The sequence below is a fragment of the Chryseobacterium sp. JK1 genome, assembly GCF_050632815.1.
GTDB lineage: Bacteria > Bacteroidota > Bacteroidia > Flavobacteriales > Weeksellaceae > Chryseobacterium.
On record NZ_JBODRU010000002.1, the window covers coordinates 698,552 to 723,172 of the forward strand.

Consider the following 24,621-nt stretch of genomic DNA (forward strand, 5'->3'; position numbering starts at 1 on the left):
AAAGTGAAGGAATTAATCTTCGATCCAGCTTTGAGCGCTTTTTATGGCTTTTTTCCAGAAATGAGTCATTTTATCCACCTGTTGTCTGTCTAGCTGTGGGTGGAAATCTTTGTCAACAATCCATTGAGACTGTATCTCATCTATACTTTTCCAGTATCCCACAGCAAGTCCTGCCAGGTAGGCGGCTCCAAGCGCTGTGGTTTCTAAGGTTTTGGGACGTGTTATTTTAAACCCGAATAGGTCGGATTGTATCTGCATAAGCAGGTCGCTTGCAGAAGCTCCTCCGTCTACTCTCAGTTCCAGACTTTCTCTTCCTGAATCTGCTTCCATTGCTTTCACAATATCATAAACCTGAAATGCGATTCCTTCCAAGGTGGCTCTTGCGATATGTCCGTCGGTTGTTCCGCGGGTAATTCCAACAATGGTTCCTCTCGCGTATTGGTCCCAGTATGGAGCTCCAAGTCCTGTAAGAGCAGGTACAAAATAAACGCCGCCATTATCTTTTACGGAAGCCGCAAGTTTGTTGACTTCATCAGAAGAGTGAATGAGTTTAAGCCCGTCTCTTAGCCATTGAATGGCTGCTCCTCCAACGAATACACTTCCTTCTAGCGCATAATTGACTTCTCCATTGATTTTCCAGGCTACTGTTGTAAGAAGGTTGTTTTTAGAAGATACTGCTTCTTTTCCTGTATTCATTAATAAGAAACATCCTGTTCCATAGGTATTTTTTACCATTCCCGGAGTGGTACACATCTGACCGAATAATGCGGCCTGTTGGTCTCCGGCAATTCCCGCAATCGGAATTTTAGTTGAAAATAAGGTCGTTGCAGTTTCTCCGTAAATTTCACTACTCTGTTTAACTTCCGGAAGGATAGCTTTAGGAATATTAAATAACTCTAATAAATCCTGATCCCACTCCAGCGTATGAATATTTAAAAGCATTGTTCTGCTGGCATTGGATACATCCGTAATAAACATTTTACCTCTGGTAAGCTTCCATACAAGCCAAGTATCAACCGTTCCGAAACAAAGTTCTCCTGCCTCTGCTCTTTCTCTTGCTCCTTCTACTGTGTCAAGAATCCATTTAAGTTTGGTTGCAGAGAAGTAAGCGTCAAGTACAAGTCCTGTTTTTTTCTGGATGGTTTCAGCGTGCCCTTGTTCTTTAAGTTCATCACAATATTTAGAGGTTCTTCGGTCCTGCCATACAATGGCGTTGTAAATGGGTTCACCGGTTTCTTTGTCCCATACAATTGTAGTCTCACGTTGGTTGGTAATCCCAATGGCAGCTACTTCCAGTCCGGAGATCCCTGCTTTGGCTATAATTTCTGCGGCTACGGAGATTTGTGAAGACCAGATTTCGTTCGGATCATGTTCTACCCAACCCGGGGTAGGGAATATTTGTCTGAAGTCTTTCTGAGATACATATTTTATTTCTCCGCTGTGGTTGAATAGAATCGCTCTGGAGGAAGTAGTTCCCTGGTCTAAAGCGAGGATTAACTTTTCATTCATAATAAAAAACGACTAATTTAGGTTGATTACTTTAGGTGAATAAGGTGTCAATAGATATCCTTTTGCTAAATCGATAAATTCATTTTCCTGTTGCTGTGCCCATTCTTCAGTATATCCTTTTTCTTCTGCGATAATTCTTGCTACGTTATGAGCGCTGTCTATTGCGGCTCTTGCGTCTAAGAATAAAAGACGTACTCTTCTTGCTAAGATGTCTTCAATGGTTTCTGCCATTTCGTTTCTTACTGCCCAAACTATTTCGGCTACAGTAAAGTCGTGATCCGGATGGATTTTCTGAGCGTAGCGGGGATTGCTTTGCTGTAAGGCTTTTATAGCGGGAATGTCCGCTCCGTAGACGTACAGATGATTGGTTCTGTCTACCTGTTCGGGTCGTACATTTCCATGAATAGAAAGGTGTTCTGTTTTGGAAGGTGTATTTCCCAATCTGTGAACTTTCATGGCTTCGTTTACTGTGTCTTCTGCCATTTTACGATAAGTGGTCCATTTTCCTCCGATGATGGAAACCAGTCCTGTTTCTGAGGTAATTACTTTATGGCTTCGGGAAACTTCTTTGGTGCTTTTGCCGCCGTCTTTTGGAGCCGCAAGAGGTCGCAATCCTGCAAAAACTGATTTTACATCTTCGCGGGTTGGTTTTTTTGCTAAATATTGTCTTGCTGTATTTAAAACAAAGCTTATCTCTTCTTCTAAAGCACGAGGTTCGAAACTTTCATCCTTTAATAGAGTGTCTGTAGTTCCTACCAACGCACGGTCATGCCATGGAACAACAAAGAGAACTCTGCCATCCGAGGTTTTCGGAATCATGATGGCATCGTCGCTTTTCAGGAAGGATTTATCCAGGACTAAGTGAATTCCCTGGCTTGGTACAACCAATTTACCATGTTTTGGGTTATTCATATTCAGGATATCATTGGTAAATACGCCGGTTGCATTGATGACCACTTTTGCGTGAATCTTATACTGCTGTTTCGAGAACTGATCTTCTGCGACTACCCCAATTACTTTGTCTGAGCTGTCCTTTATAAGGTTGATTACTTTTACGTAATTAACAGCGGTTCCTCCTTTTTCTATGATAGTTTGTGTAAGGTTGATGGCCAGTCTGGAATCGTCAAATTGTCCATCCTGATACACAACGCCGCTTGCTAAGCCTTTCTGTTCAATAGTAGGAAGCTTTTCAACAGTTTTCGACTTGCTGATGTATTTTGTTTTACCCAAACTTAGTTTTCCTGCCAGGAAATCATAAATAGATAAACCTATTTTATAATAGATTCCTCCCCACCAGGTATAATTCGGAATAATGAAAGACTGATTTTTTACAATATGTGCTGCATTTTTTGCCAGAAGCCCTCTTTCTTTTAATGCTTCTTTTACCAATCCTACATCTCCTTGTGCAAGATATCTTACTCCACCATGTACCAATTTGGTACTTCTGCTGGATGTTGCTTTCGCAAAGTCATGAGATTCAAGAAGTAAAGTTTTGAATCCTCTGCTTACTGCGTCTAGTGCCGAACCTAAACCACTGGCTCCTCCTCCTATGACAATAAAGTCCCATTCTTTTACATTGGTTAATTTACTGAGTTCTTCGTTTCGTTTCATAAATGTTTCGTTTATGTTTCGTTTTCAAATGTAATAATTTAAAATGAAAGTAAAAAGAAAATAAATGAAATTTTAACATCTGAAAAAAAAGCGGTAATTTTGAGGAAACGAATAAAATGGAAAAGCTGATACCAAGGCATGACGAAATATTGAAAGAGCTTGATGAAAAGGGAAATGTTCTTGTTCAGGATCTGTGCGAAAAATTGAATGTTTCTTCGGTTACGATCCGAAAGGATTTGAACTATCTCGAAAGTCTCGGTCTTCTTTTTCGTAATCATGGAGGTGCAAGTAAGCAGGTAAGATATGCTTATGAGAAAAATGTAGGAGAGAAAGAGAATATTAATGTAGAAGCTAAGCAGGCTATTGCGAAGGCGGCTCTTCAGTTGATCCGCGAAAATGACTGTATTATATTGGCTTCCGGTACAACGATGCATTATCTTGCCAGGATGCTGGTGAATTTTGGTCCGCTTACGGTGTTGACTTCTTCATTAAGAGTTGCCATTGAGCTTTGTAGCAATCCTAATATTAATATCATTCAGTTGGGTGGTGAAGTGAGAAAAAGTTCCACTTCTATTGTAGGGTCTATCTCGGAAGGAATTCTTAAACAGTTTTCATGTAATAAAGCATTCCTGGGAGTGGATGGTATTGATCTGGAATTTGGGATCAGTACTTCTAATGCTGCAGAAGCACATCTTAACCAGGTGATGATGGATTGTGCGGACAAAACCGTAATTCTTGCTGATTCTTCCAAGCTGAACAAGAAAGGTTTCGGTAAGATTGCTTTATTGGATCAGGTGGATTATCTGATTACAGATGAAGGTATTTCCGAAGAAGACAGGATAAATCTTGAAGAAATAGGAGTGAATGTCATTACAAAATAAGTCCTTCATCTTAATTTCTTTTTAAAATTCAAAATAAATCATTGTGAAATTTGTTTTGAATTTTTTCAAAATCATCTAATTGATTAAAAATCAAAATATTTTAGCTGAAATATTTGTCAGTTATAAAAATATTCATAAATTTGCACACTCATTTTAGGAGCGTAGTATGCCTATATCAGAATTAGAAATTACTTCAGACTTCCGAAAAATGGGAAAAATAAAGGATAAATTTTATTATAATATAAACAATGTCAGGTATTATTGGTAAAAAAATCGGTATGACGTCTTTGTTTAACGAAGAAGGAAAAAACATTCCTTGTACAGTTATTCAAGCTGGTCCGTGCTCGATTTTACAGGTCAGAACCTTAGAAAACGATGGCTATGTAGCTGTGCAGTTAGGTTTCGATGACAAGAGTGAGAAGAACGTTGGTAAAGCGTTAGCTGGCCATTTTAAAAAGGCTGGTTCTGCTCCTAAAGCTAAATTAGTAGAATTCCATGATGGATTCTCAGAAGCTAAAGTAGGAGAAGAAGTAAAAGTTGATCTATTCATCGAAGGTGAATATGTTGACGTAACAGGAACTTCAAAAGGTAAAGGCTTCCAGGGTGTTGTTAAAAGACACGGATTTGGAGGTGTAATGCAGGCAACTCATGGTCAGCACAACAGACTTAGAGCTCCAGGTTCTATCGGTGCTGGATCTGACCCTTCAAGAGTATTCAAAGGGATGAGAATGGCTGGAAGAATGGGAGGTAAGCAGGTAACTGTTCAAAACCTTCAAGTGTTAAAAGTTGATCAAGAACAAAATCTTTTAGTAGTAAAAGGTGCTGTTCCGGGAGCTAAAAATTCTTATGTAATTATCAGAAAATGGAACTAGTAGTATTAAATACATCAGGAAAAGAGACCGGAAGAAAAGTAACTCTAGACGAAACAGTATTCGGAATTGAGCCAAATCAGCACGCGGTTTACTTAGAAGTTAAACAGTACCTTGCTGCACAAAGACAAGGGACTCATAAAGCAAAAGAAAGAAGCGAGATTACTGCTTCTACTAAAAAGCTTAAGAAGCAAAAAGGATCTGGATCTGCTAGATATGGTGATATCAAATCTCCAACTTTCAGAGGTGGAGGTAGAGTATTCGGACCAAAACCAAGAGACTACAGATTCAAATTGAACAAAGCTCTTAAGAGATTAGCTAAGAAATCTGTTTTATCTCAGAAAATGAGAGACAACAGCATTAAAGTTTTAGAAGATTTGAGCTTTGATGCTCCTAAGACTAAAGATTTCATCAATGTATTAAATGCATTGGAACTTAACGGTAAAAAATCTTTATTCGTTCTTCCTGAAGCTAACAAGAATGTGTATTTATCTTCAAGAAACTTACCTAAAACTAAAGTAATGAACTTCAACGAGATCAGTTCTTACGATTTAGTAAACGCAGGGGAGATTATTTTCTTAGAAGGTGCAGTTGAAAAATTCCAGGAAAATTTAAAGAAATAAGTCATGTCAGTTATCATTAAACCAGTTATTTCAGAAAAGGCTAATTACCTTACAGATTTAAGAGGTTCTTATTCTTTCTTAGTTAATCCTAAGGCGAATAAAATCCAGATTAAAAAAGCTGTTGAAGCAGCTTACGGTGTAAAAGTAGCAGACGTTAACACAATGATTTATGCTCCGAAGGTTTCTTCAAAGTACACTAAAAAAGGTCTTCAAGTAGGAAAGACAAACAAATTGAAAAAAGCGGTAATCAAACTTGCTGAAGGTGAGGTTATCGATATTTTTGCTGTAAATTAATTATTAATTATAAATAATAGTAATGTCTGTTAGAAAATTAAAACCTATCACCCCGGGACAGAGATTCAGAATTGTAAACAATTTTGAGGAAATTACTACCAACAAACCAGAGAAGTCTCTAACAGTTGGTATTAAAAAGTCAGGTGGACGTAACCAAACAGGTAAAATGACCATGCGTTACACCGGAGGTGGACACAAAAAGAAATACAGAATTATTGACTTCAAAAGAAACAAAGCAAACGTTGAAGCCACTGTAAAAACTGTAGAATACGATCCAAACAGAACTGCATTTATCGCTTTATTAGAGTACGCAGATGGAGAGAAGAGATATATCATCGCTCCAAACGGTATCAAAGTTGATCAGAAAGTAATTTCTGGTGAAAGTGTAGAGCCAAATGTAGGGAACGCAATGAAGTTGAAAAACATTCCTTTAGGTACTGTTATTTCTTGTGTTGAAATGAAGCCTGGTCAAGGTGCGATTTTAGCAAGAAGTGCTGGTTCTTCAGCTCAATTAACTTCTAGAGACGGAAAATATGCAATCATCAAGTTACCTTCAGGAGAATCAAGAATGATCCTTACTGAATGTATGGCAATGATTGGATCAGTTTCTAACTCAGATCACCAATTAACTGTATCAGGTAAGGCTGGTAGAAGCAGATGGTTAGGTAGAAGACCAAGAACAAGAGCGGTTGTAATGAACCCAGTAGATCACCCAATGGGTGGTGGTGAAGGACGTTCTTCTGGAGGTCACCCAAGATCTAGAAACGGTATGCCGTCTAAAGGTTACAAAACTAGAAAGAAAAACAAAGTGTCTAACCGTTACATCGTATCTAAAAGAAAATAATTATGGCAAGATCACTTAAGAAAGGACCGTTCATTCATCATACTTTAGATAAGAAGGTTCAGGCAAATATAGAGTCTGGTAAGAAGACAGTTATCAAAACTTGGTCTAGAGCATCTATGATCTCTCCGGACTTCGTAGGACAAACTATTGCTGTACACAATGGGAAATCTTTTATCCCTGTATATGTTACAGAAAACATGGTTGGTCACAAGTTAGGCGAATTCTCTCCAACAAGATCTTTCAGAGGTCATGGTGGTAACAAAAACAAAGGAAGCAGATAATCATGGGATCAAGAAAACAAGATAGTTCAATCGCAAGAAAAGAAGCTAACAAAGACGTTGTAAAAGCTTCATTAAATGACTGCCCATCATCTCCAAGAAAAATGAGATTAGTTGCTGATATCATTAGAGGAGAGCAGGTAGATAAAGCTCTTTATATCCTAAAATATTCTAAAAAAGAAGCCTCTAACAAATTAGAGAAATTACTTCTTTCTGCTATGGCAAACTGGCAGACTAAAAACGAAGGTGCTGATATTGAAGAAGCAAACCTTATCGTTAAAGAAATCTTCGTGGATAGCGCAAGACAATTGAAGAGACTAAGACCAGCTCCACAAGGTAGAGGGTATAGAATCAGAAAAAGATCTAACCACGTTACATTAATCTTAGGTAATAAAGAAAATTAATCAAGGTATGGGACAGAAGACAAATCCAATTGGTAATAGATTAGGTATCATCAGAGGATGGGATTCTAACTGGTTTGGTGGAAACGATTATGGAGACAGAATCGCTGAAGACTACAAAATCAGAAGATACCTTGAGGCTAGATTATCTAAAGGTGGTATTTCCAAAATTTATATTGAAAGAACACTTAAATTAGTAACAGTTACAATCACTACTGCTAGACCGGGACTTATCATCGGTAAAGGAGGTCAGGAAGTTGATAAATTGAAAGAAGAATTGAAGAAACTTACAGGTAAGGATATTCAAATCAATATTTTCGAAATCAAAAGACCTGAATTAGATGCTGTACTAGTTGCTGATAGTATTTCTAAGCAAATTGAAAACAGAATTTCTTACAGAAGAGCTGTTAAAATGGCAATGGCAAGTACTATGAGAATGGGTGCTGAAGGTATCAAAGTTCAAATCTCTGGTAGATTGAACGGAGCTGAAATGGCAAGATCAGAATCTTTCAAAGAAGGAAGAATTCCATTGTCAACTTTCAGAGCTGATATCGATTACCACTGGGCAGAAGCTCACACTACTTACGGTAGATTAGGAGTAAAAGTTTGGATCATGAAAGGGGAAGTGTACGGTAAAAGAGAACTTTCTCCACTAGTGGGACAACAGAAAAAAGGAGGTCAGTCAGACAGAGGAAACAGAGGAGGAGACAGAGACAACAGAAGACCTAGAAAAAACAACAACAATAACAATAATAATTAAAATTTTAGATTAGAAATTTTGAATTTTAAATTACCGTTACTTTTTTAAAATTAAAAAAAATCTAAAATCTAAAATCTAAAATCTAAAATTTAGAAATTATGTTACAACCAAAAAGAACCAAATTCCGTAGAGTTCACAAGATGAAGATGAAGGGGAATGCCCAAAGAGGTAGTCAACTTGCTTACGGAACTTTTGGGATCAAAGCAACGGAAGGAGCTTGGATCACTGCAAGACAGATTGAAGCTGCGCGTATCGCTGCGACAAGATATATGAAGAGAGAAGGTCAACTATGGATCAAAATCTTCCCAGATAAGCCAATTACTAAAAAACCTGCGGAAGTACGTATGGGTAAAGGTAAAGGTGCTGTTGAATATTGGGTAGCTGTAGTAAAACCAGGTAAAATTATGTTCGAAATCGGAGGAGTACCTTACGAAATCGCTAAGGAAGCTTTAAGACTTGCTGCACAGAAATTACCGGTAGTTACTAAATTTGTAGTTGCTAACGATTTTGTTAAACCTCTATAATCTTTGAATACAATGAAAAAAGCTGATATTAAAAATTTAAGCGCGGGTGATATTCAAGCTCAATTAACTGAAGCAAAAGCTCAATATTCTAAATTGAAATTAGCTCACGCAATCAGTCCAATTGAAAACCCGATTCAAATCAGAGATTTGAGAAAAACAATCGCAAGACTAAATACTGAGTTAACTAACAAACAATAATTTCATTTTACAATGGATAGAAATTTAAGAAAAGAAAGAATCGGAGTGGTTTCCAGCAATAAAATGGAAAAAACTATTGTTGTTAGTGAAACTACAAGAGTAAAGCACCCGATGTACGGTAAATTCGTTCTAAAAACGAAAAAATATACTGCACACGACGAGAACAACGAATGCACAGAAGGTGATACAGTTCTTATCCAAGAAACTAGACCTTTGAGCAAGAGCAAGAGATGGAGATTAGTAAGAATCATTGAAAAAGCTAAGTAATAATGTTACAAACAGAATCAAGATTAAAAGTTGCTGATAACACAGGTGCTAAAGAAGTACTAGTTATTAGAGTTCTGGGAGGAACCAGAAGAAGATATGCTTCAGTTGGTGATAAAATCGTTGTTACGATCAAAGATTCTACACCATCAGGAAACGCTAAAAAAGGTCAGGTATCTAAAGCTGTAGTAGTAAGAACTAAAAAAGCAGTAAGAAGAAAAGATGGTTCATACATCAAATTCGACGACAATGCTTGTGTATTACTAAACGCAGCAGGAGAAATGAGAGGAACACGTGTTTTCGGACCGGTTGCTCGTGAGTTGAGAGACAAAGAATATATGAAAATCATTTCATTAGCTCCTGAAGTACTTTAATTTTTAAAATTTTTTAAAGAAATGTCAAAGTTAAAAATAAAAAGAGGAGATAACGTAATCATTACTACTGGTAAGAAAGATATCAAAGGTAAGACTGGTGAAGTTATTGAAGTGATCAAGAAAGAAGGTAGAGACCCAAGAGTAATTGTTGCAGGACTTAACATCATCAAAAAGCACGTTAAGCCTTCAGCTTCAAATCCTCAAGGAGGAATCGTTGAAAGAGAAGCTTCTATTCATATCTCAAACGTAGCTTTAGTTGATAAAGACGGAAAAGCAATCAAAATCGGTTACAAAATCGAAGGAGATAAGAAAGTAAGAATCAACAAAAAAACGGGTGAAACTTTATAATTTGAATTAACATGGAATTTATAGCAAGACCCAAAAAAATATACAAAGAGACAATTGTTCCTGCAATGATGGAAGAATTCGGGTACAAGTCAATCATGCAAGTACCTAGATTAGAGAAAATCGTTGTATCACAAGGTTTAGGAGACGCTACTGCTGATAAGAAAATTATCGATTATGCTGTAGAAGAACTTACAAACATCACAGGTCAGAAAGCAGTAGGTACAATCTCTAAGAAAGATGAAGCCGCTTTCAAACTAAGAAAAGGTATGCCTGTAGGTGCAAAAGTAACATTAAGAGCTCACAGAATGTATGAGTTCTTAGACAGACTTACTTCTTCTGCTTTACCGCGTATCAGAGATTTCTCTGGTATCAAAGCAGATGGTTTCGATGGTAGAGGTAACTACAACTTAGGTATTACTGAGCAAATTATCTTCCCTGAAATCGTGATTGACAAAGTGAAAAAAATCCAGGGGATGGACATCACTTTCGTTACAACTGCGAAAACAGATAAAGAAGCTAAAGCATTATTAACTCACTTCGGTTTACCATTTAAAAAGAACTAAGAAATGGCTAAAGAATCAATGAAAGCGCGTGAGCGCAAAAGAGAAGCACTAGTTGCTAAATACGCTGCTAAAAGACAAGCTCTTAAAGAAGCTGGTGATTACGAAGGACTTCAAAAATTGCCTAAAAATGCTTCTCCTGTAAGATTACACAATAGATGTAAACTAACAGGTAGACCAAGAGGATACATGAGAACGTTTGGTATTTCCAGAGTAACTTTCAGAGAAATGGCTAACAACGGTCTTATCCCAGGTGTAAGAAAAGCTAGTTGGTAATAATTACTAATTAAAAATCGGGACAATTAAGTTGTCGAGATACTAAAGAATAATAATATCAGACCGAAGATTTCTGACGTCTGATATTTTTCTCTTCAAGTCTTTTCAATACTGATTGTTCTTTAACCAATAATTTATAAAAGAAAAATGGTAACAGATCCAATTTCAGATTTCCTAACAAGAGTAAGGAACGCACAAAGCGCAGGCCACAAAGTGGTGGAAATTCCTGCATCGAAAATCAAAAAGGAGATTACTAAGATCCTATTTGATCAAGGGTATATCTTAAACTTCAAGTTTGAAGATAACGCTGTTCAAGGAGTGATCAAAATCGCTTTAAAGTACGACAAGCAAACCAACAAACCAGCTATCAAGTCTATTCAAAGAGCTTCTAGACCAGGTTTGAGACAGTACAAAGGTTCTACTGAACTTCCAAGAGTACTAAACGGTTTGGGTATTTCTATCATCTCTACTTCTAAAGGAGTAATGACTGACAAGAAAGCTAGAGAAGAGAAAGTAGGCGGTGAAGTAATCTGCTATGTTTATTAATTTTTAATCAGAGGAAAATGTCAAGAATTGGTAAAGCAATTATAACAATTCCAGCTGGAGTTACAGTCACTGAAAACAACGGTGTAGTAACTGTAAAAGGAGCTAAAGGAGAACTTTCTCAGGAGCTTACAGCAGGAATTACTTTAGAACAAAAAGATGGTGAACTTAACGTAAACAGACCATCTGATTCTAAACAACACAAAGCACTTCACGGTTTGTACAGAGCGTTAATCGCTAACATGATCGTAGGAGTAAACGAAGGTTTCGAAAAGAAACTAGAACTAGTAGGGGTAGGATACAGAGCTTCTCACGCAGGTCAAAAACTTGAGTTAGCTTTAGGATTCTCTCACGGTATCGTATTAGAACTTCCAAGTGAAGTAAAAGTTGATACATTGACTGAAAAAGGTAAAAACCCAATTATTACTTTAGCGTCTCACGACAAGCAACTTCTAGGAATGGTTACTGCAAAGATCCGTTCTTTCAGAAAGCCTGAGCCATACAAAGGAAAAGGTGTAAGATTCGTAGGAGAAATTGTTAGACGTAAAGCTGGTAAATCTGCTTAATAAATTATAAGTATTATGGCATTAAGTAAATTAGAAAAAAGAATAAGAATCAAAAGAAGAGTAAGAGGAAAAATCTCTGGTTCTTCTGAATTGCCAAGATTATCTGTATACAAAAGTAATAAGGAAATTTACGCTCAGTTAATCGACGATAAAAATGGTAAAACTTTAGCATCAGCTTCTTCTAGAGAGAAAGGTGTAGACGCTAAAGGTACTAAGACTGAAGTTTCTGCTGCTGTTGGTAAAGCTATCGCTGCTAAAGCTATCGCTGCAGGAATCGAAAGTATTGTATTTGACAGAAACGGTTTCGTATACCACGGTAGAGTGAAAGCTCTAGCTGACGGTGCGAGAGAAGGTGGACTTAAATTCTAATCATTAAATTTCGGAAAATATGTTAGGACTAGATAATATAGAAAGAGTAAAACCGGGAGGATTAGAATTAAAAGATCGTCTCGTAGCTGTTAACAGAGTAACAAAAGTAACTAAAGGAGGTAGAGCTTTCGGATTTTCTGCTATTGTTGTAGTAGGAAACGAAGAAGGTATTATCGGTTTTGGTTTAGGAAAATCTAAAGAGGTTGCTTCTGCAATTGCTAAAGCAGTTGAAGACGCTAAGAAAAACCTTGTGAAAGTTCCGGTAATGAACCACACTATCCCTCACCAAACTTCTGCTAGATACGGAGGTGCAGATATCTTCTTAAGACCTGCTTCTCACGGTACAGGACTTATCGCCGGTGGTGCGGTAAGAGCAGTATTGGAATCAGCTGGTATTCACGATATCCTTTCAAAATCTAAAGGATCTTCTAACCCTCACAACGTAGTGAAAGCTACTTTCAAAGCGTTATTAGATATCAGAAGACCTGAAGAAATCGCTAGAATGAGAGGAGTTTCTCTAAGTAAAGTGTTTAACGGTTAATAATAAAACAATGGCAACAATTAAAGTAAAGCAAGTAAGAAGCGCTATTGGTAGAACAAAAACCCAAAAGAGAACGCTTGAAGCATTAGGATTAAAAAAACTTCACCAAGTTGTAGAACACGAAGCGACTCCTTCTATCTTAGGAATGATCGCTGCAGTAAGCCACTTACTTGAAGTTCAAAAATAATTTTATAAAAGAGAAATTAAAATGAATTTAAATAACATACAACCTGCTGCAGGATCTACTTTCAACTCAAAGAGAATTGGTAGAGGTCAAGGTAGTGGAAAAGGAGGTACTTCAACAAAAGGACACAAAGGTCAGAAAGCTAGAGCTGGTTATTCTCAGAAAATCGGTTTCGAAGGTGGACAGATGCCTTTACAAAGAAGATTACCGAAATTCGGATTCAAAAACGTAAACAGAAAAGAGTTTAGAGGAGTTAACCTTGATACTATCCAAACGTTAATCGAGAACAAATCCATCACTGGAGATATCACGAAAGAAGTTTTGGTAGAAAATGGGATCGTTTCTAAAAACGAATTAGTGAAAATTATGGGTAGAGGAGAATTGAAATCTGCGGTTTCAATCTCTGCTGACAAGTTCACTAAATCTGCTGAAGAGCTTATTGCTAAGGCAGGTGGAAAAGCAATTACCTTATAATACTTACTAATGAAAGAATTTATACAAACACTTAAAAATATTTGGAGTCTTAAAGAACTTAGAGATAAAATTCTCTTTACTTTAGGTATTATCCTTGTGTATAGATTCGCATCTTATATCTCACTTCCCGCAATTAACCTTGCAGAGGTGGGAGATCTCTTAGAGCATTATAAAAATCAAGGCGGTAACAAGCAAGGAGCAGGTCTCCTTGGCTTGCTTTCGTCGTTTACGGGGGGGGCTTTCAGCCACGCTTCCGTAATGGCGTTGGGAATCATGCCTTATATTTCTGCTTCTATTATTGTTCAGTTGATGGGGATGGCTATTCCTTATCTTCAGAAGCTTCAGAAAGATGGAGAGTCAGGTAGAAATACATTGAACCAAATTACAAGATGGTTAACGATTGGAGTTTGTCTGGTACAGGCACCTTCTTACTTAACTTCTATTACTCAATTATTCTTACCGTATGCTCAGTTCCAATCTGCATATTTTGTAGAGCCAAATTCTATCATGTTCTGGTTGCCAAGTATTGTAATCTTGGTAGGTGGATCAGTATTCGCAATGTGGTTGGGTGAGAAAATCACCGACAAAGGTATCGGAAACGGTATCTCTATCCTTATTATGGTGGGGATCCTTTCAAGATTACCAGAAGCATTCGTTCAGGAAATGGCCGTGCAGAACGGAAAAGGAGGAATGGGATCTATCATGATCCTTATTGAAGTATTATTCTGGATGGTGGTAGTTCTTTTAGCAGTGATTCTATCAGTTGCTGTTAGAAAAATACCAATTCAGTATGTAAGCAGAGCTCAAGCAAGAGGAGGTGTAAACAGAAATCTTATGCAGGGAGCAAGACAATGGATTCCATTGAAAGTAAATGCTGCTGGTGTAATGCCGATTATCTTTGCTCAGGCACTGATGTTCGTACCAGGATTATTAACAAAATTCGATGAGTCTAATACTTTTCTTGCAGGTTTCAAGAATGTTTTTAGCTGGCAGTACAACGTATTGTTTGCGCTATTAATTATTATCTTCTCGTTTTTCTATACTGCAATTACAATTCCGGTAAACCAAATGGCTGATGATTTGAAGAGAAATGGAGGTTTAGTACCGAAAGTAAGACCAGGAAAAGAGACAGCTGATTATTTAGATGATATTTTATCAAAAATTACCTTGCCAGGTGCAATATTTTTATCTATCTTTGCAATCCTTCCGGCAATTGTGCATGGAACCTTTGTTCAGACAGATGCGTTTGCCCTATTTTTCGGGGGAACGTCACTATTAATTATGGTGGGTGTAATTTTAGATACAGTTCAACAGATTAATACATATCTGCTGAACCATCATTATGATGGCTTAATGCAGTCTAAATTATCAAGAACGACTGGATATTAATTTATGGCAAAACAAAAACATATTGAACAAGACGGCGTTATAACGGAAGCACTTTCGAACGCTCAGTTCCGTGTAGAACTAGAAAATGGGCATATTCTTATCGCTCATATTTCTGGTAAAATGAGAATGCATTATATTAAACTTTTACCTGGTGATAAGGTAAAACTAGAAATGTCTCCTTATGATTTATCAAAAGGGAGAATCACATTTAGATATTAAACAAACGCCAAATGGAGTCTTAGGATTTCCATTTGGCTGTTGTTAAAAAATAAATACTATCAAAATGAAAGTAAGAGCATCAATTAAAAAAAGAAGCGCTGATTGCAAAATCGTACGCAGAAAAGGTGTACTGTTCGTAATCAACAAGAAGAACCCAAAATTTAAACAAAGACAAGGTTAATTAAATTATGGCGAGAATTGCAGGTATTGATTTACCAAAAAACAAAAGAGGAGTTATCGGTTTAACTTACATTTACGGAGTGGGAAGAAGTACTTCTTCTGAAATCCTTAAAGCTGCCGGTATCAGCGAAGACAAAAAAGTCAACGAATGGAATGACGATGAATTGGCTGCAATCAGAACTTATATCTTAGATAACGTAAAAGTTGAAGGAGAATTAAGATCTGAAGTGCAATTGAACATCAAGAGATTGATGGACATAGGATGCCAACGAGGAATACGTCACAGACTTGGATTACCTTTAAGAGGCCAGAGAACGAAAAATAACTCTAGAACCCGAAAAGGAAAGAGAAAAACTGTTGCTAACAAGAAAAAAGCTAGTAAATAATCGTTAGGAATTATGGCAAAACAAACTAAAGTAGTTAAGAAGAGAAAAGTAAAAGTTGAAGCTATTGGAGAAGCGCATATTCAAGCTTCTTTCAATAACATCATCATTTCTTTAACAAATAAAAACGGAGAGGTTATCTCTTGGGCTTCTGCCGGTAAAATGGGTTTCAGAGGTTCTAAAAAGAATACTCCATTTGCTGCTCAGATGGCAGCTGAAAATTGCTCTGCTGTAGCTCACGAAGCTGGTTTAAGAAGAGTAAAGGTGTTTGTGAAAGGTCCAGGTGCAGGTAGAGAATCTGCTATCAGATCGATCCACAATTCAGGAATTGAAGTTTCAGAAATCGTTGACGTGACTCCTATGCCACACAACGGATGTAGACCACCAAAAAGAAGAAGAGTTTAATTTTTAGAATTTACCCATTATGGCAAGATATATTGGACCTAAAACTAAGATTGCTAGAAAGTTTGGTGCTGCAATCTACGGAGATGATAAGAACTTCGAAAAAAGAAAAAACCAACCGCCAGGACAACACGGTCCTAACAAAAGAAGAGGTGCTAAAAAATCAGAATATGCAGTTCAATTAGCTGAAAAACAAAAAGCTAAATATACGTACGGTATTTTAGAAAGACAGTTTGCTAACCTATTTGAAAAAGCACACAGAAGCAAAGGAGTAACTGGTGAAGTTCTTTTACAACTTTGTGAATCAAGATTGGATAACGTAGTATACAGATTAGGTTTTGCTAAAACTAGATCTGGAGCTAGACAATTAGTTTCTCACAGACACATCACTGTGAACGGAGAAATTCTTAATATCCCTTCTTATTTGGTAAAAGCTGGTGATGTAATCACTGTAAGAGAAAAGTCTAAGTCTCTTGAAGTTGTTACCAATGCATTGGCTTCTAAGTCAAACTATGAGTGGTTACAATTCAACGATGAGAAGAAAGAAGGTACCTTCATTTCTGCTCCTGAAAGAATCCAAATTCCGGAAGACATCAAGGAGAACCTTATCGTCGAACTTTACTCTAAATAATTTTTTAATCAAATTTTTGCTCAACCCAATAATATGGCAATTTTACAATTCATAAAACCCGATAAAGTAATTTTACTTAACTCTGATGAATTTAAAGGTCAATTTGAATTCAGACCTTTAGAACCAGGTTTCGGGCTTACAATCGGTAATGCTTTGAGAAGAGTGTTGCTTTCTTCTCTGGAAGGATACGCTATTTCATCTATCAAAATAGAAGGTGTAGAGCACGAATTTTCAACTATTCCAGGAGTAATCGAAGACGTTACCGAAATTATTCTTAACCTTAAGCAGGTAAGATTAAAAGCTGCAGCAGAAGGCCAGGCGAACGAGCAGGTTGTTGCTAAAGTTTCAGGTCAGACGGTTATTACTGCTGGTGATTTAGGTAAGTCTATCAACGGATTTGAGGTTCTAAACCCAGATTTAGTGATCTGCAACCTAAACAGTGATGTAACTTTCGAAATTACTTTCAATATTGAAAAAGGAAGAGGGTATGTTCCTTCTGAACAAAATAAGTCAAACAATGCTCCTGTAGGAACTATTGCTATCGACTCTATTTTTACGCCGATCAAGAAAGTACAATACAGCATTGAAAATTATCGTGTAGAGCAAAAAACAGACTACGAAAAACTTGTATTAGATATAGAAACTGACGGGTCTATCAGCCCTCAGAATGCTTTAACAGAAGCTTCTAAGATATTAATTTATCACTTCATGCTATTCTCTGATGAGAGAATCACTCTTGAAACTGAAGCTGTAAAAGCATCTATCCAATATGACGAGGAAACTCTTCATACAAGACAATTACTTAAGTCTAAATTAGCAGATATGGATCTTTCTGTAAGAGCCCTTAACTGTCTTAAAGCAGCTGAAGTAGAAACTCTTGGAGAATTAGTTTCTTACAGTAAGTCTGATTTGATGAAATTCAGAAATTTTGGTAAAAAATCTTTGACAGAACTAGAAGAATTAGTGCATTCAAAAGGTCTTAACTTCGGTTTCGACGTTGCAAAATATAAGTTAGACGCTGATAAATAATTAATAATGAGACACGGTAAAAAATTCAATCACTTAGGAAGAACAGCTTCTCACAGAAGTGCTTTACTTTCTAATATGGCTTGTTCTCTAATTGAGCATAAAAGAATCAACACTACTGTAGCTAAAGCTAAAGCTTTAAGAGTATATGTTGAGCCTCTATTAACAAAAGCAAAAGAAGATACTACACATAACAGAAGAGTAGTATTCTCTTACCTTCAAAATAAATTTGCGGTTGCTGAATTATTCAGAACTGTAGCTCCTAAAATCGCTGAAAGAAACGGTGGTTATACAAGAATCATTAAGACAGGTTTCAGACCAGGTGATGCTGCTGACATGGCTCTTATCGAATTGGTAGATTTCAACGAGCTTTACAACCCTAATGCTGAAGAGAAGAAGACTACAAGAAGAAGCAGAAGATCTACAACTGCTAAAAAAGCTGAAGCTGTAGTAGCTGATGCTCCTGTAGTAGAAGAGAAAGTAGAAGAAGCTAAAGCTGATTCTGCTGAAGAAAAAACTGAAGAATAATATATTCCATTCAGAAATATAAAAAACCATCCGGATTCCGGGTGGTTTTTTTATTCTGTTAATGTGTAATTAATTTTTTTGGAATAAATTTGATACTTTAAAAATCTTGATCATGATAATTTTAAAAGATAGATTAGGAAAAACAATTTCCGGGGAGAGTATTAGCTTTATAGATACTCCTAATAAAGAGGGAATTATTATTCCTGAATATATCATTATCCACTTTACTGCAGGAAGAGGAGCTGAAAGTTCGATAGACTGGCTTAAGGATCCCACAGCAAAAGCTTCTGCTCACGTTATTATTGATAGAGATGGAAGAATTACGCAGATGGTGGAGTTCAACAAAAAAGCGTGGCATGCGGGGAGAAGCAGATGGGCAGACCGATCAGATTTTAATGACTTTTCGATAGGTATTGAACTTGAAAATCCTGGAAAGCTTACCAAAGTGAATGACCGCTATTATGCATGGTTTGAAAAAGAGTACTCCAAAGATGTTGTTGTTGAAGCCAAACACAAACATGAAAATGAAGTTTCTTATTGGCATAGCTTTACGGAAAAACAGATAGATTCATGCTTCAAGGTTTGTAAACTTCTTATGGAAACCTATAAGATTAAAGACATTCTTGGCCACGATGACATTGCTCCTCATCGAAAGAATGACCCGGGACCGGCATTTCCAATGGTAAACTTTAGAGCAAAGTTACTGGGGAGGGAAGATAATACCGCGGATATCTATAAGGTAACCAGCAATTTTGTGAATGTCAGAAAAGGACCGGCAACAGAATTCGATACCATCACACAGCTTAAAAAGGATACTGAAGTTGAGTTTATCGAAAGCAAACTAGGCTGGTTTTATGTCTATGTCTTATTAAAAACAGCAAAAGATGAAGAACCTATATATGGATGGATCAACAGTGATTTGTTGAAGAAAGTCTAAAGGTAGGCAAAAAATAAAATGTCCCTCGGTGTGAGGGACATTTATATTTTAAATTTTTGTTCTTTTGAGTTCAATAATATTACTGCCTTGCTCAAGATGAAGACTATCTCCTTTTACGCGGGCTGTCATGTCATCTTTTTTATAAATCGTTTCATCTCCTTTGGTTTCAGACTTAGGAAGGGTAAATGTTTTTTTGTTGCTGGTGATAGCAACTGTATTTTCTTTTGGGTCATTCTTAAAAACTACTTTTACAAGTGTCCCATCCGTTGCCTTATACACAAAATCAGTTTTTACAGTTTTCTTGCCATTCACATCTACCGTGTATGAACCTTCTGTTACAGAATCTATTTTTCCGTTGTGATCCGTAACGGTGGTTTCTGTGCTGTCTATTTTAATAACACTTTTGTTTCCACTTTCATTTTTTTTACAGCTTACTGCTGCTAAGGTAAGTACTGTTCCAAGTACTAAAAGGCTTTTTTTCATGATTATATTATTTGATATTCAATAATGATTTTATGCTTTTAATTTTACAAAAATCATGCCTTCTATGATGAGAAATTTTAATGGTATTATTTAATATATGATCTTTTTTATTTTTCGTTATCGCTTTGTCAGAAAGCGTTTCCATTATATTCCGTGAGCGTTTGTAAAGCCGGGATTATTTATTCTCTGAAATTGATTTTTGGAATGAAAAATTGATTAAATTTAATAAACTAAAAACTCATATATAATAACCACTCAAATGACAAGATTACACAAAGGTGTAATTGATTCTTATTAGTTTTCTGTTGAAATTTGTTTCAAACAAAAAAGACATGAGTATTTCTATCGCCATAGTAGAAGACGAAAAAAACTACAACAATGCGTTGAAGAAGGTTATCAATTATCAGAACGATATGAAGGTCGTTGCTCAGTTTTTTGATGGTAACAATGCTCTGGAAAACCTCCCTGATATTTCCCCCCGATGTAGTGATGATGGATATCCAGCTTCAGGATATGCTCGGTATAGAGATTATTGAAAAGCTCAAAAAAGATATGCCTGGAACTCAGTTCATCATATGTACAAGTTTTGAGGATGATGAAAAGATTTTTAATTCTTTAAAAGCTGGTGCAACAGGCTATCTGGAACAGAAAATGTAATATTTACAAGACAGGAAATTGACTGGACTAAAATAGTAGTCTATGCACAGTCAAACCAAAACGGAATTGGACAAATATTTAACAAGGGGGTTAACAAAGGAAGTAATAAACTTAATGAGCATGTTCATTTTGACGGACCATGAAAAGTGGATAATCCAGAGCAGGGGGGATTAATCTCTCCTGGAATGCTGAGAAAGTATAATAAAGCTGTATTGGATCATTACGAGAATCCCATATTGATGAAGGAAAGGGTGCTTAGTATAATGCTGATCCTGTTTTTTTAACAGGGATTTCCAGAATTTTCACCATGGTTAACATCATTACCTATTCACTGTTTTTCCGCAGTTTATTTTGTAAACAATGACAGGCCTTCCCATAGAAATAAAAATTGTATATATAACAGCTATCATTGTAATGATGCTGTTTGTTGCATTTATTATTTTCGTTGTTATCATGCACAACAGAAAGCAACTTTTAAACTTAAAAGAAGGGCAGCTTCAGAAATCCGAATATCAAAATAAACTCATTCAAAAGGAACTTGAAAAACAAAAATCTATAGAAAAGGAAAGAGAACGTATTTCTCACGATATGCACGATGATCTGGGAGCCAGAATTTCAACATTAAAGCTTCAGGCAGAATTCCTTCGCCAAAGAGTAAATGATATTGAATTACAGAATGATATTGATGAACTTCTGAAAACATCCGCAGAAATGAATATCTCTATGAGAGAAATGCTGTGGAGCCTGAACTCCGGAAACGATACCCTGGGCAGTTTTATAGACTATACCGTTCTGTACACAGATAACTTTCTTAAAAAAACAAAAATAAAACTATGGTATGAAAGTATTGATATCATAGCAGCTACTCCCATTTTGACAGAACAGAGAAGAAACTTGTTTTTATGCTTAAAAGAAGCTGTAAACAATGCTTACAAACACAGCTTTGCCAATCAGCTTAAACTTTCATTCAGCCAATCAGCCAATACCTTTACAATGGAAGTATCAGATAATGGTAAGGGAATCCCGGAAGATTGTCATGAAGGAAACGGTCTTAGAAACATGGCCAGGCGAATGGCAGAACTCGGCGGTTATTGCCACATTCTAACCCTACAGCAGGGAACCGTTTTACTCTTTAAAATAAACCTGTAGATCTCTTTAGTTGTAATGTGAGCCGAAAAATTCCTTTTTTTATAATCACCCTTTTGTGTACTTGACATGAACTTCTTTTAAGAGGAACTTTATATTATTAAATTAAAAACTAATGGCCATGAATACATTTAAGGAAAACATTCATGAAAGACCTGAAAACCCGCTGGAAAATAGAAGTAGCACGTCCGGATACCTCAATGGAACACCCAAAGAAGATAGATGGATTTGTAGGTCAATCGTTTTTATTCTTGGGCTCGTTGTCCTTATCATTATTACCGGACTTTTATTCTCTCCATATAAGGAAGTGATATTAAAATTGAACTACCATCTGTAATGCAATCTTCTCCGGAGCAATAGGAACCTTAGCAGGACTTCTGGCTCCTTCTCCCAACAGATAATGGCAAAAAACTAATGACCATATTGCTTTATATTTACTGTCCGAATTTCAATGAATGTAAAGAGCAGCTTCTCCAACCATCTACAATGTTGGAGAAGTTTTTATGTTTCAAGGATGATATTCTAAACGAAATTTCTAGTTATGAATTTTATAAAAAATAAGAAAGCTTACCATAATATAAATTAACTAAAATTTAACTTGGATTTACTTCAAAAAAATCCCTCGAAATGGCCTTAAAAGTTAAATTTTGACTAAATTTGTCTAAACTAAAAAAATTAAAATATGAGTGCAATTTCTTACATAGAAGCAAGACAGATTTTAGATTCCAGAGGTAATCCTACCATCGAAGTTGATGTATTTACAGAAAGTGGAGCGATGGGGCGTGCTGCTGTACCTTCAGGAGCGTCTACAGGAGAACACGAAGCCGTAGAATTACGTGATGGTGGTTCAGATTATCAAGGAAAAGGAGTCCTGAAAGCTGTTGAAAATGTAAAAGAAGTAATTGCAGAGAATTTAGTTGGACAGCCGGTTTTTGAACAGAATTATATCGATCAGATTATGATTGATCTTGACGGAACGGCTAACAAAGGAAATCTTGGTGCGAATGCTATTCTTGGTGTTTCTTTAGCGGTAGCAAAAGCTGCAGCAGCAGAATTGGGAATGCCTCTTTATAAATATGTTGGTGGTGTAAATGCAAATACACTTCCTGTTCCTATGATGAATGTAATCAACGGTGGATCTCACTCTGATGCTCCTATTGCGTTCCAGGAATTTATGATCATGCCGGTAAAAGCAGATTCTTTCTCTCACGCTTTGAGAAAAGGAACTGAAATTTTCCACAACCTAAAATCTATACTTCATTCAAGAGGTTTATCTACTGCGGTAGGTGACGAAGGTGGTTTTGCTCCAACTTTTAAAGGAACTGAAGATGCCTTGGATACTTTACTTCAGGCTATTGAAAAAGCAGGTTATAAGCCAGGTGATGATATTATGTTAGCGCTTGACTGTGCAGCTTCAGAATTCTACAAAGACGGAATTTATGATTACAGAAAATTCCAGACTCCGGATGCAGCTCAGTTTTCAAGCAGCGAGCAGGTTTCTTACTTAGCGGAACTGGCTGCAAAATACCCAATCATTTCTATTGAAGATGGTATGCAGGAAAATGACTGGGAAGGGTGGAAAATGTTAACAGATAAAATCGGTGACAGAGTACAGTTGGTAGGTGATGATTTATTCGTAACCAACGTAGAAAGACTATCCAGAGGAGTAAAAGAAAATATTGCCAACTCTATCCTTGTAAAAGTAAACCAAATTGGTTCTCTTTCTGAAACAATGGCTGCTGTACAAATGGCTCAGAACAACAAATTCACTTCAGTAATGTCTCACAGATCAGGAGAAACTGAAGATGCTACCATTGCTGATTTAGCGGTTGCAATGAACTGCGGACAGATCAAAACTGGTTCCGCTTCAAGATCAGACAGAATGGCAAAATACAACCAGTTATTAAGAATTGAAGAAGCTCTTGGCGAAACTGCAATTTTCCCAGGTTTAGAAGCATTTAAGATTAAAAGATAATCGAATTTATAAATAACGGCAAGCGATAATTTTTGTTTGCCGTATTTTATGGAAAGTGGTATATTTAAAAAAAATAAATAAATAATGTCAGACAACAAAGTAATATTGAATTACGCAGGTAATTCATATGAATATCCAATCGTGGATAGTACTATCGGAGACAGAGGGATTGATATTTCAAAATTAAGAGACCAGACAGGTTTGATCACTCTGGATTTAGGTTACAAAAATACAGGAGCTACTATTAGCGACATCACTTACTTAGACGGAGATCAGGGAGAATTATTCTACAGAGGTTATCCAATCGAACAGATTGCTGAAAAATCTAACTTCACTGAAGTAATGTATCTTCTATTACATGGAGAATTACCTACTCAGGATCAGTTTACTTCATTCGACAACAATATTAAAAAATATAACTTCATCGCAGACGAAATGAAAAAAATCATTGATGTTTTTCCTCGTTCTGCTCACCCTATGGGAGTTTTATCTTCTATGACGTCTGCATTGACAGCTTTCAACCCGAAAGCCGTTAACGTAAACTCTAAAGAAGAAATGGATCATGCAGCTGAGCTTATGATTGCTAAGTTCTCTCACCTTTGTGCTTGGACTTATAGAAAAACTCAAGGTTTACCATTAAACCACGGAGACAATAACCTAAACTACGTAGAGAACTTCTACAAAATGGCATTCAGATTACCAAACGCTGATTTCGAAATCGATCCGGTAGTTGTAAATGCTTTGGATAAATTATTAATCCTTCACGCAGATCACGAACAAAACTGTTCTACTTCTACAGTAAGAATGGTAGGTTCTGCTCACACAGGTCTTTTCGCTTCTATCTCTGCTGGGGTATCTGCACTTTGGGGACCACTTCACGGTGGTGCTAACCAGGCTGTAATCGAAATGCTTGAACTTATCGAGAAAGATGGTGGTGATGTATCTAAATATGTTGCTAAAGCTAAAGATAAAGCTGATAACTTCCGTCTAATGGGATTCGGACACAGAGTTTACAAAAACTTCGACCCAAGAGCGAAAATTATCAAGAAAGCTGCTGATGATATCCTTAAAGCATTAGGTATTCAGGATAAAGCTCTTGACATTGCAATGCAGTTAGAAAGAGTAGCTCTTGAAGACGAGTACTTCGTAGAAAGAAAACTGTATCCAAACGTAGACTTCTACTCAGGTATCATCTACAGAGCGTTAGGAATTCCTACAGAAATGTTTACTGTAATGTTTGCATTAGGAAGACTTCCAGGATGGATCGCTCAGTGGAAAGAAATGAGATTGAAAGGAGACCCAATCGGAAGACCAAGACAGGTTTACCAAGGTGCTCAGGAAAGAAACTACATCGATATTGCAAGCAGATAATAT

General features: G+C 36.6%; 39 protein-coding genes. 36 read left to right on the plus strand and 3 right to left on the minus strand.

The annotated features are described in order from the left end of the window. Positions 1 to 12 precede the first annotated feature (12 nt). A complete protein-coding gene (glpK, locus tag ACQ76T_RS16190) occupies positions 13 to 1,509 on the minus strand; it encodes a glycerol kinase GlpK (RefSeq protein ID WP_431344320.1) in 1,497 nt (498 codons plus the stop codon). A 12-nt stretch (positions 1,510 to 1,521) separates the two neighbouring features. After that, positions 1,522 to 3,120, minus strand: a complete 1,599-nt coding sequence (locus tag ACQ76T_RS16195; protein ID WP_431344321.1) for a glycerol-3-phosphate dehydrogenase/oxidase — start codon at positions 3,118 to 3,120, stop codon at positions 1,522 to 1,524. A 116-nt stretch (positions 3,121 to 3,236) separates the two neighbouring features. Here ACQ76T_RS16195 and ACQ76T_RS16200 point away from each other — a divergent pair, with 116 nt between their 5' ends. From ACQ76T_RS16200 to ACQ76T_RS16345, 30 genes are all read left to right on the plus strand, one after another. Continuing rightward, entirely contained in the window at positions 3,237 to 4,001 is a 765-nt protein-coding gene (locus ACQ76T_RS16200) for a DeoR/GlpR family DNA-binding transcription regulator (protein ID WP_431344322.1), read from the plus strand. Positions 4,002 to 4,249: 248 nt separating this feature from the next. Continuing rightward, complete coding sequence (rplC, locus tag ACQ76T_RS16205) at positions 4,250 to 4,873, plus strand: 50S ribosomal protein L3 (RefSeq protein WP_422694573.1); 624 nt, start codon at positions 4,250 to 4,252, stop codon at positions 4,871 to 4,873. Then, positions 4,864 to 5,493 carry a 50S ribosomal protein L4 gene (rplD, locus tag ACQ76T_RS16210; RefSeq protein ID WP_431344323.1) on the plus strand — a complete coding sequence of 210 codons (630 nt, stop codon included), beginning with the start codon at positions 4,864 to 4,866 and terminating at the stop codon, positions 5,491 to 5,493. Before rplC ends, rplD begins: the two co-directional genes overlap by 10 nt. A 3-nt stretch (positions 5,494 to 5,496) precedes the next feature. Continuing rightward, positions 5,497 to 5,787 carry a 50S ribosomal protein L23 gene (gene rplW / locus ACQ76T_RS16215; RefSeq protein ID WP_027387217.1) on the plus strand — a complete coding sequence of 97 codons (291 nt, stop codon included), beginning with the start codon at positions 5,497 to 5,499 and terminating at the stop codon, positions 5,785 to 5,787. A 22-nt stretch (positions 5,788 to 5,809) separates the two neighbouring features. After that, positions 5,810 to 6,631, plus strand: a complete 822-nt coding sequence (rplB, locus tag ACQ76T_RS16220; protein ID WP_431344324.1) for a 50S ribosomal protein L2 — start codon at positions 5,810 to 5,812, stop codon at positions 6,629 to 6,631. Between the two features lie 2 nt (positions 6,632 to 6,633). Further along, positions 6,634 to 6,912, plus strand: a complete 279-nt coding sequence (rpsS, locus tag ACQ76T_RS16225; protein ID WP_002983209.1) for a 30S ribosomal protein S19 — start codon at positions 6,634 to 6,636, stop codon at positions 6,910 to 6,912. Positions 6,913 to 6,914: 2 nt separating this feature from the next. Beyond that, a complete protein-coding gene (gene rplV, locus ACQ76T_RS16230) occupies positions 6,915 to 7,313 on the plus strand; it encodes a 50S ribosomal protein L22 (protein WP_048510874.1) in 399 nt (132 codons plus the stop codon). A gap of 7 nt (positions 7,314 to 7,320) precedes the next feature. Further along, on the plus strand, positions 7,321 to 8,070 hold the full coding sequence (gene rpsC / locus ACQ76T_RS16235; protein WP_034694675.1) for a 30S ribosomal protein S3: 750 nt from the start codon (positions 7,321 to 7,323) through the stop codon (positions 8,068 to 8,070). A gap of 98 nt (positions 8,071 to 8,168) precedes the next feature. Beyond that, a complete protein-coding gene (gene rplP, locus ACQ76T_RS16240; RefSeq protein WP_422694575.1) occupies positions 8,169 to 8,594 on the plus strand; it encodes a 50S ribosomal protein L16 in 426 nt (141 codons plus the stop codon). A 12-nt stretch (positions 8,595 to 8,606) separates the two neighbouring features. Further along, on the plus strand, positions 8,607 to 8,792 hold the full coding sequence (gene rpmC / locus ACQ76T_RS16245) for a 50S ribosomal protein L29 (RefSeq protein ID WP_027381309.1): 186 nt from the start codon (positions 8,607 to 8,609) through the stop codon (positions 8,790 to 8,792). Positions 8,793 to 8,804: 12 nt separating this feature from the next. Then, a complete protein-coding gene (gene rpsQ, locus ACQ76T_RS16250; protein ID WP_027371715.1) occupies positions 8,805 to 9,059 on the plus strand; it encodes a 30S ribosomal protein S17 in 255 nt (84 codons plus the stop codon). A gap of 2 nt (positions 9,060 to 9,061) precedes the next feature. Next, positions 9,062 to 9,430 carry a 50S ribosomal protein L14 gene (rplN, locus tag ACQ76T_RS16255; RefSeq protein WP_002983226.1) on the plus strand — a complete coding sequence of 123 codons (369 nt, stop codon included), beginning with the start codon at positions 9,062 to 9,064 and terminating at the stop codon, positions 9,428 to 9,430. A gap of 21 nt (positions 9,431 to 9,451) precedes the next feature. Continuing rightward, a complete protein-coding gene (gene rplX, locus ACQ76T_RS16260; RefSeq protein ID WP_431344325.1) occupies positions 9,452 to 9,778 on the plus strand; it encodes a 50S ribosomal protein L24 in 327 nt (108 codons plus the stop codon). A gap of 11 nt (positions 9,779 to 9,789) precedes the next feature. Beyond that, entirely contained in the window at positions 9,790 to 10,341 is a 552-nt protein-coding gene (gene rplE, locus ACQ76T_RS16265) for a 50S ribosomal protein L5 (RefSeq protein ID WP_045491142.1), read from the plus strand. A gap of 3 nt (positions 10,342 to 10,344) precedes the next feature. Beyond that, on the plus strand, positions 10,345 to 10,614 hold the full coding sequence (rpsN, locus tag ACQ76T_RS16270) for a 30S ribosomal protein S14 (protein WP_002983233.1): 270 nt from the start codon (positions 10,345 to 10,347) through the stop codon (positions 10,612 to 10,614). Between the two features lie 147 nt (positions 10,615 to 10,761). After that, complete coding sequence (rpsH, locus tag ACQ76T_RS16275; RefSeq protein WP_047376575.1) at positions 10,762 to 11,160, plus strand: 30S ribosomal protein S8; 399 nt, start codon at positions 10,762 to 10,764, stop codon at positions 11,158 to 11,160. A gap of 17 nt (positions 11,161 to 11,177) precedes the next feature. Then, positions 11,178 to 11,723 (plus strand): 50S ribosomal protein L6, encoded by a 546-nt coding sequence (gene rplF, locus ACQ76T_RS16280; protein WP_047380589.1) that lies wholly within the window; start codon positions 11,178 to 11,180, stop codon positions 11,721 to 11,723. A gap of 15 nt (positions 11,724 to 11,738) precedes the next feature. Then, positions 11,739 to 12,092, plus strand: a complete 354-nt coding sequence (gene rplR / locus ACQ76T_RS16285; protein ID WP_034694689.1) for a 50S ribosomal protein L18 — start codon at positions 11,739 to 11,741, stop codon at positions 12,090 to 12,092. A gap of 19 nt (positions 12,093 to 12,111) precedes the next feature. Further along, on the plus strand, positions 12,112 to 12,633 hold the full coding sequence (gene rpsE, locus ACQ76T_RS16290) for a 30S ribosomal protein S5 (RefSeq protein ID WP_431344326.1): 522 nt from the start codon (positions 12,112 to 12,114) through the stop codon (positions 12,631 to 12,633). A 10-nt stretch (positions 12,634 to 12,643) separates the two neighbouring features. Then, entirely contained in the window at positions 12,644 to 12,820 is a 177-nt protein-coding gene (rpmD, locus tag ACQ76T_RS16295; protein WP_029297759.1) for a 50S ribosomal protein L30, read from the plus strand. Between the two features lie 21 nt (positions 12,821 to 12,841). Further along, positions 12,842 to 13,291: a 50S ribosomal protein L15 gene (gene rplO, locus ACQ76T_RS16300; protein WP_089692683.1), complete on the plus strand. Its 450-nt coding sequence runs from the start codon at positions 12,842 to 12,844 to the stop codon at positions 13,289 to 13,291. Positions 13,292 to 13,300: 9 nt separating this feature from the next. Further along, complete coding sequence (gene secY / locus ACQ76T_RS16305; RefSeq protein ID WP_422694578.1) at positions 13,301 to 14,680, plus strand: preprotein translocase subunit SecY; 1,380 nt, start codon at positions 13,301 to 13,303, stop codon at positions 14,678 to 14,680. Between the two features lie 3 nt (positions 14,681 to 14,683). Continuing rightward, complete coding sequence (gene infA, locus ACQ76T_RS16310; RefSeq protein WP_027381317.1) at positions 14,684 to 14,899, plus strand: translation initiation factor IF-1; 216 nt, start codon at positions 14,684 to 14,686, stop codon at positions 14,897 to 14,899. 64 nt (positions 14,900 to 14,963) lie between these two features. Further along, positions 14,964 to 15,080 (plus strand): 50S ribosomal protein L36, encoded by a 117-nt coding sequence (gene rpmJ, locus ACQ76T_RS16315; protein ID WP_007839480.1) that lies wholly within the window; start codon positions 14,964 to 14,966, stop codon positions 15,078 to 15,080. Between the two features lie 7 nt (positions 15,081 to 15,087). Continuing rightward, on the plus strand, positions 15,088 to 15,465 hold the full coding sequence (gene rpsM / locus ACQ76T_RS16320; RefSeq protein ID WP_068940272.1) for a 30S ribosomal protein S13: 378 nt from the start codon (positions 15,088 to 15,090) through the stop codon (positions 15,463 to 15,465). 12 nt (positions 15,466 to 15,477) lie between these two features. Further along, complete coding sequence (gene rpsK, locus ACQ76T_RS16325; RefSeq protein WP_034694697.1) at positions 15,478 to 15,867, plus strand: 30S ribosomal protein S11; 390 nt, start codon at positions 15,478 to 15,480, stop codon at positions 15,865 to 15,867. A gap of 19 nt (positions 15,868 to 15,886) precedes the next feature. Beyond that, positions 15,887 to 16,495, plus strand: coding sequence for a 30S ribosomal protein S4 (gene rpsD, locus ACQ76T_RS16330; RefSeq protein ID WP_047096812.1), 609 nt, complete (start codon positions 15,887 to 15,889; stop codon positions 16,493 to 16,495). A gap of 33 nt (positions 16,496 to 16,528) precedes the next feature. Next, a complete protein-coding gene (locus ACQ76T_RS16335) occupies positions 16,529 to 17,524 on the plus strand; it encodes a DNA-directed RNA polymerase subunit alpha (protein ID WP_047376582.1) in 996 nt (331 codons plus the stop codon). Between the two features lie 6 nt (positions 17,525 to 17,530). Next, positions 17,531 to 18,049: a 50S ribosomal protein L17 gene (gene rplQ / locus ACQ76T_RS16340; RefSeq protein ID WP_431344327.1), complete on the plus strand. Its 519-nt coding sequence runs from the start codon at positions 17,531 to 17,533 to the stop codon at positions 18,047 to 18,049. 112 nt (positions 18,050 to 18,161) lie between these two features. Further along, entirely contained in the window at positions 18,162 to 18,986 is an 825-nt protein-coding gene (locus tag ACQ76T_RS16345) for an N-acetylmuramoyl-L-alanine amidase (protein ID WP_431344328.1), read from the plus strand. Positions 18,987 to 19,034: 48 nt separating this feature from the next. Here the strand turns inward: ACQ76T_RS16345 and ACQ76T_RS16350 are convergent, their stop codons facing one another. Further along, positions 19,035 to 19,469, minus strand: a complete 435-nt coding sequence (locus ACQ76T_RS16350; RefSeq protein ID WP_431344329.1) for a hypothetical protein — start codon at positions 19,467 to 19,469, stop codon at positions 19,035 to 19,037. 332 nt (positions 19,470 to 19,801) lie between these two features. Between ACQ76T_RS16350 and ACQ76T_RS16355 the strand changes: the two genes are divergently transcribed. From ACQ76T_RS16355 to ACQ76T_RS16380, 6 genes are all read left to right on the plus strand, one after another. Further along, positions 19,802 to 20,005: a hypothetical protein gene (locus tag ACQ76T_RS16355; protein ID WP_431344330.1), complete on the plus strand. Its 204-nt coding sequence runs from the start codon at positions 19,802 to 19,804 to the stop codon at positions 20,003 to 20,005. After that, positions 19,983 to 20,126, plus strand: a complete 144-nt coding sequence (locus ACQ76T_RS16360; RefSeq protein ID WP_431344331.1) for a hypothetical protein — start codon at positions 19,983 to 19,985, stop codon at positions 20,124 to 20,126. The genes ACQ76T_RS16355 and ACQ76T_RS16360 overlap by 23 nt, the downstream gene beginning before the upstream one ends. 360 nt (positions 20,127 to 20,486) lie before the next feature. Continuing rightward, entirely contained in the window at positions 20,487 to 21,275 is a 789-nt protein-coding gene (locus tag ACQ76T_RS16365) for a sensor histidine kinase (RefSeq protein WP_431344332.1), read from the plus strand. A gap of 118 nt (positions 21,276 to 21,393) precedes the next feature. Beyond that, positions 21,394 to 21,609, plus strand: coding sequence for a hypothetical protein (locus ACQ76T_RS16370; protein ID WP_431344333.1), 216 nt, complete (start codon positions 21,394 to 21,396; stop codon positions 21,607 to 21,609). 345 nt (positions 21,610 to 21,954) lie between these two features. Continuing rightward, positions 21,955 to 23,247, plus strand: coding sequence for a phosphopyruvate hydratase (gene eno / locus ACQ76T_RS16375; RefSeq protein ID WP_431344334.1), 1,293 nt, complete (start codon positions 21,955 to 21,957; stop codon positions 23,245 to 23,247). A gap of 84 nt (positions 23,248 to 23,331) precedes the next feature. Continuing rightward, a complete protein-coding gene (locus ACQ76T_RS16380) occupies positions 23,332 to 24,618 on the plus strand; it encodes a citrate synthase (RefSeq protein ID WP_431344335.1) in 1,287 nt (428 codons plus the stop codon). Positions 24,619 to 24,621: the final 3 nt, after the last annotated feature.